Raw genomic sequence first — 5,215 nt, forward strand, 5'->3', positions numbered from 1 at the left:
GCCCGCCCGGCGGTACGGACGGGCGGCGGAGGCACGGCTGCGGGACGCGGCGGTGGGCTGCGGACGGGCGCGGGTGCTGGCGCCGGTGGGGGCGGAGCTGGCGCGGTACCGGGAGGTGCGGGCGCAGTACGTGATCGCGGCGGGGGAGGGGTGAGAGCGGGACCGGTCGGCGGTTCACCGGAACGAGGGAGCGGGTTGTCCACAGCCTGGGGGTTGTGCACAGGCTCCGGCGCGGGGCTCGGATCGCGGGCAGCATGGGGGTCGGCGGTCCGGTGGGCCGCAGGGGGAGAGCGGGATCGCGGGAGAGCGGGGGAGCGCGGCCATGAACGAGACCTGGACGACGGTGGTGGGGAACGCCGCGACGCGGCCGGATTTCTGGGAGACCGCTGCCGGGGTCGCGGTGGCCCGGTTCCGGCTGGCGGCGACGGTGCGCCGCTGGGACCGGAAGAGCGAGGGGTGGGTCGACGCGTATACGAGCTTCTATACGGTCTGGACCTGGCGGACCCTCGCGGCGAACGTGGCCGCTTCGGTGTCCCTCGGCGAACCGCTGCTGGTCCACGGCACCTTGCGGGTGCGTGAGCGGGAGAAGGAGCGGGAGCGCGAGAAGGCGCCGCAGGGGACGGGGGAGAGCGGACCCAGGCGGTGGATCACCGCGGAGATCGACGCGGTGGCGGTCGGGCACGATCTCACCCGCGGCACCTCCGCCTTCCGGCGGGTCTCACAGGCCAAACCCCTTTTAAACGTACCGACCGGGGCAACAGCCCGCTGACCAGGGGTGATTTATCGATAATCCCAGGTCATATGGGGTCTGTGGGGCAGGTAACAATTCCGATTCGGATCGGTTGGGGTCAGGTCCAATCGGGGATCGTGCGGCTTTTCGCTCCCTAGGATCCCTGAGTGCCCAACGGGGGTTACTGAGTTTTGAGTTCGCTGGCGAGGCGCATCAACTGACTGGCGCTCGCCCGGAGGGGAAACCATGATTTCTGTGAAGAGGCGGGGTGTCGCCCGTATAGCGGCCGCCGTCCTGGCATCAGGGCTGGTCGCGGCGGGCGCGCTGGCCGGCGCCGGTACCGCCGCCGCGGACGATGTGCCTCCGGGAAACGGTGGAGCCACCGCCACGCTGAGCGGCCTCAAGACCTTCGACAAGGCGGTCATCCGCGACAAGGGTGACCAGGAGGTCGGCGCCGGTCTCTTCGAGATGGCGGTCGACAACGGCGGCAGCATCCAGACGTACTGCATCGATCTGCACAATCCGACGCAGAGCAAGGCGAAGTACGAAGAGAAGCCCTGGAGTCAGACCTCGCTGGCGAACAACCGCGAAGCGGGCAAGATCAACTGGATTCTCCAGAACTCCTACCCCCAGGTGAACGACCTCGCCGAACTCGCTTCGAAGGCGGGCTCCGGCGCCCTCACCGAGAAGACCGCGGCCGCCGGTACCCAGGTCGCCATCTGGCGCTTCTCCGACAAGGCGAAGGTCGACGCGGTCGACCCGGCGGCCGAGAAGCTCGCCGACTACCTGGAGAAGAGCGCGCGGAACCTGGCCGAGCCCAAGGCCTCGCTGAGCCTCGACCCGCCGGCCGTCTCCGGCAAGGCCGGTGAGCGGCTCGGTCCGGTCACGGTCCGCACCAACGCCGAGAGCGTCACCCTCACCCCGGGCGCCGAGGCCGCCGGATCCGGCGTCAAGCTCGTCGACAAGAGCGGCAAGACGATCACCAGCGCCGCCAACGGCGGCGAGGTCTACGTCGACGTGCCGTCCGACGCGGCCGACGGCTCCGCCACGCTGACCGCCCAGGCCGCCACGAAGGTGCCGGTCGGCCGCGCGTTCTCCAGCGACACCAAGAGCCAGACGCAGATACTCGCCGGTTCCAGCGAGAGCACCGTCTCCGCGTCGGCCACCGCCCACTGGGCGGAGAAGGGCGCGGTCCCGGCCGTCACCGCCGAGAAGGACTGCGCCGAGGGCGGTGTGGACGTCACGGCGACCAACAAGGGCGACGAGGCGTTCACCTTCACGCTGCTGAACCAGAAGTACACGGTCGAGGCCGGTCAGTCGAAGACCGTCACCGTTCCGGTCAACGAGGACCAGAGCTACAAGTTCAGCGTCCGGGGCCCGAACGGATTCCGGAAGACCTTCTCCGGCGTCCTCGACTGCAAGACCGCGGGCAGCGGCACCGGCGGCAGTGACACCCCCTCCACCAAGGCGGGCCCGGCGTCGGCCGGCGGTACCGGCGGCGGCGAGGTCACCAGCGGTGACACCACGGCCGTCGACGCCACCGACGGCGGTGACCTCGCGGAGACCGGAAGCAGCAGCTCCACCCCGTTGATCGCGGGCATCGCCATCGTGCTCGTCGTGGTCGGCGGCGGCGCGATCTTCTTCGTCCGCAAGAAGAAGGCCCCCTCGGGCGAGTGACCGCCCGGCGGGGTGACCGCCGACGACGGACGGTGAGGAAGGGCCGGGGCCTCGGCAGAATGCGGGGTTCCGGCCCTTCCTGCCGGGGCGGCCGCCCCGGACGGCGGAACAACTGGTTTCCGCCTCGGGCCTGCCGTACGGCAAGATGGGGTGGGGTGTCTCTGCCCTGGACGCGGCGGAGCCCGCACGCACCCATGCGGCGCGCCCGCACATCGATACCTACCAGATTGCCGGACGGTTTCTCTTGGCTGAGTTCATCTACACCATGCGCAAGGCGCGTAAGGCGCACGGCGACAAGGTGATCCTCGACGACGTCACGCTGAGCTTTTATCCCGGCGCGAAGATCGGTGTCGTGGGCCCCAACGGCGCCGGTAAGTCGACGGTGCTGAAGATCATGGCCGGGCTGGAGCAGCCGTCCAACGGTGACGCCTTCCTCTCGCCGGGCTACAGCGTCGGCATCCTGCTCCAGGAGCCCCCGCTGGACGAGTCCAAGACCGTGCTGGAGAACGTCCAGGACGGCGTGGCGGAGACCAAGGGCAAGCTCGACCGCTTCAACGAGATCGCCGAGCAGATGGCGACCGACTACAGCGACGCGCTGCTCGAGGAGATGGGCAAGCTCCAGGAGGAGCTGGACCACGCGAACGCCTGGGACATGGACGCCCAGCTGGAGCAGGCCATGGACGCCCTGGGCTGCCCGCCCGGTGACGCGCCGGTCACCAACCTCTCCGGTGGTGAGAAGCGCCGCGTCGCGCTCTGCAAGCTGCTGCTGGAGGCCCCCGACCTGCTGCTCCTCGACGAGCCCACCAACCACCTGGACGCCGAGTCGGTCCAGTGGCTGGAGCAGCACCTCGCCAAGTACGCGGGCACCGTCGTGGCCATCACCCACGACCGGTACTTCCTGGACAACGTCGCCGAGTGGATCCTGGAGCTGGACCGCGGCCGCGCCATCGGCTACGAGGGCAACTACTCCACGTACCTGGAGAAGAAGCAGGCCCGCCTCAAGGTCGAGGGCCAGAAGGACGCCAAGCGCCAGAAGCGCCTCAAGGAAGAGCTGGAGTGGGTCCGCTCCAACGCCAAGGGGCGCCAGGCCAAGTCCAAGTCCCGGCTCACCCGTTACGAGGAGATGGCCGCCGAGGCCGAGAAGACCCGGAAGCTGGACTTCGAGGAGATCCAGATCCCGCCGGGCCCGCGCCTGGGCAACGTCGTGGTCGAGGTGGAGAACCTCTCCAAGGCGTTCGGCGAGAAGGTCCTCATCGACGACCTCTCGTTCACCCTGCCGCGCAACGGCATCGTCGGCGTCATCGGCCCCAACGGCGCCGGCAAGACCACGCTCTTCAAGATGATCCAGGGCCTGGAGACCGCCGACGCGGGCAAGATCAAGGTCGGCGACACCGTCAAGATCTCCTACGTCGACCAGAGCCGCGCCAACATCGACCCCAAGAAGACACTGTGGGCGGTCGTCTCCGACGAGCTGGACTACATCAACGTCGGCCAGGTCGAAATGCCGTCCCGCGCCTACGTGTCCGCCTTCGGCTTCAAGGGCCCGGACCAGCAGAAGCCCGCCGGGGTGCTCTCCGGCGGTGAGCGCAACCGTCTCAACCTCGCGCTCACCCTCAAGCAGGGCGGCAACCTGCTGCTCCTCGACGAGCCGACCAACGACCTCGACGTCGAGACCCTGTCCTCCCTGGAGAACGCGCTGCTCGACTTCCCGGGCTGCGCCGTGGTCGTCTCCCACGACCGCTGGTTCCTCGACCGCGTCGCCACCCACATCCTGGCGTACGAGGGCGACTCCAAGTGGTTCTGGTTCGAGGGCAACTTCGAGTCGTACGAGAAGAACAAGATCGAGCGGCTCGGCCCGGACGCCGCCCGTCCGCACCGCGCCACCTACAAGAAGCTCACCCGGGGCTGAGGGGATGGCCCGGCACATCTACTCCTGCCCCCTGCGCTGGTTCGACATGGACGCGTTCGGCCATGTCAACAACGTGGTCTTCCTCCGCTATCTGGAGGAGGCGCGCGTCGACTTCATGTGGCGGCTGGCGCCGGGGAACGGGAGTGACGCGTTCACCGGCGGGGTGGTCGTGGCGCGGCACGAGATCGACTATCTGAGGCCCCTCGTCCACCGGCACACGCCGGTGACCATCGAGACCTGGGTGAAGGAGATCCGCGCCGCCTCCATCGACCTGTGCTACGAGGTCAAGGACGAGGAGACCGTGTACGTACGGGCCGCCACCCGCATCGTCCCCTTCGACCTCGAAGCGGGCCGGCCGCGCCGCGTCACGTCCGAGGAGGAGAGCTTCCTGACCGACTACCTGGAGCCCGAGCCGGGCACCGGGGAGGCGGCCGGGAAGGGCGCCGGGAAGTCCGCCGAGGGGGCCGTCACCGTATGACGGCCTTCCAGCACGAGCTGCACTTCGCCGACGCCGGGGAGGCGGCCGACCTCGCCGCCTTCCTGGCCCGGCTGATCCACTACGACCGCGCCGCCGCCGTCCGGCTCCAGGCGGGCGGCGGGGTGCTGGCCGTCTTCGGCCGCCCGCCGTCCTTCGAGGTCCTGGCCATCCGTACGGCACGGCTGGAAGCCGTCGTCACCGCGGGCGCCACGGACGCCGGTGCCCCCGGCGGGCCGGGGGCGCTGGACACCACCGTCTCGGCCGGTCAGTTCGCCGACGCACTGGACGCGGCGGGCTCCGGCAAGGTGACGGCGTCCGAGGGGCTCACCGTCGCCGTTCCGGAGGCCGTCACCGGCCCGCCCTGGGCCGGGTTGCTGCCGCCGCGCGGCGGCTGGCGCCGGGTGCCGGGGCTGCCCGGCAC

Annotated in this window: 5 protein-coding genes; all 5 read left to right on the top strand. The window is 69.9% G+C overall.

Annotation, left to right across the window (positions count from 1 at the left end; translation table 11 throughout):
- Positions 1-322: 322 nt before the first annotated feature.
- Complete coding sequence (locus EEJ42_RS34370; RefSeq protein WP_123106045.1) at positions 323-769, top strand: single-stranded DNA-binding protein; 447 nt, start codon at positions 323-325, stop codon at positions 767-769.
- 207 nt (positions 770-976) lie between these two features.
- Positions 977-2,407: a Cys-Gln thioester bond-forming surface protein gene (locus EEJ42_RS34375; RefSeq protein WP_123106047.1), complete on the top strand. Its 1,431-nt coding sequence runs from the start codon at positions 977-979 to the stop codon at positions 2,405-2,407.
- 244 nt (positions 2,408-2,651) lie between these two features.
- A complete protein-coding gene (ettA, locus tag EEJ42_RS34380; protein ID WP_123106049.1) occupies positions 2,652-4,316 on the top strand; it encodes an energy-dependent translational throttle protein EttA in 1,665 nt (554 codons plus the stop codon).
- Between the two features lie 4 nt (positions 4,317-4,320).
- A complete protein-coding gene (locus tag EEJ42_RS34385; protein ID WP_123106051.1) occupies positions 4,321-4,794 on the top strand; it encodes an acyl-CoA thioesterase in 474 nt (157 codons plus the stop codon).
- Positions 4,791-5,215 (top strand): DUF8010 domain-containing protein (locus EEJ42_RS34390; RefSeq protein WP_484422023.1); only part of this gene is annotated, 425 nt, incomplete at its 3' end. The genes EEJ42_RS34385 and EEJ42_RS34390, both read left to right, overlap by 4 nt.

The organism is Streptomyces botrytidirepellens, from assembly GCF_003721215.1.
Lineage (GTDB): Bacteria > Actinomycetota > Actinomycetes > Streptomycetales > Streptomycetaceae > Streptomyces > Streptomyces himastatinicus.

Excerpts from the sequence above, each read along its gene's own strand:
- EEJ42_RS34370 (WP_123106045.1), top strand. The coding sequence starts at position 323 with ATGAACGAGACCTGGACGACGGTGGTGGGGAACGCCGCGACGCGGCCG.
- EEJ42_RS34375 (WP_123106047.1), top strand. The coding sequence starts at position 977 with ATGATTTCTGTGAAGAGGCGGGGTGTCGCCCGTATAGCGGCCGCCGTC.
- EEJ42_RS34385 (WP_123106051.1), top strand. The coding sequence starts at position 4,321 with ATGGCCCGGCACATCTACTCCTGCCCCCTGCGCTGGTTCGACATGGAC.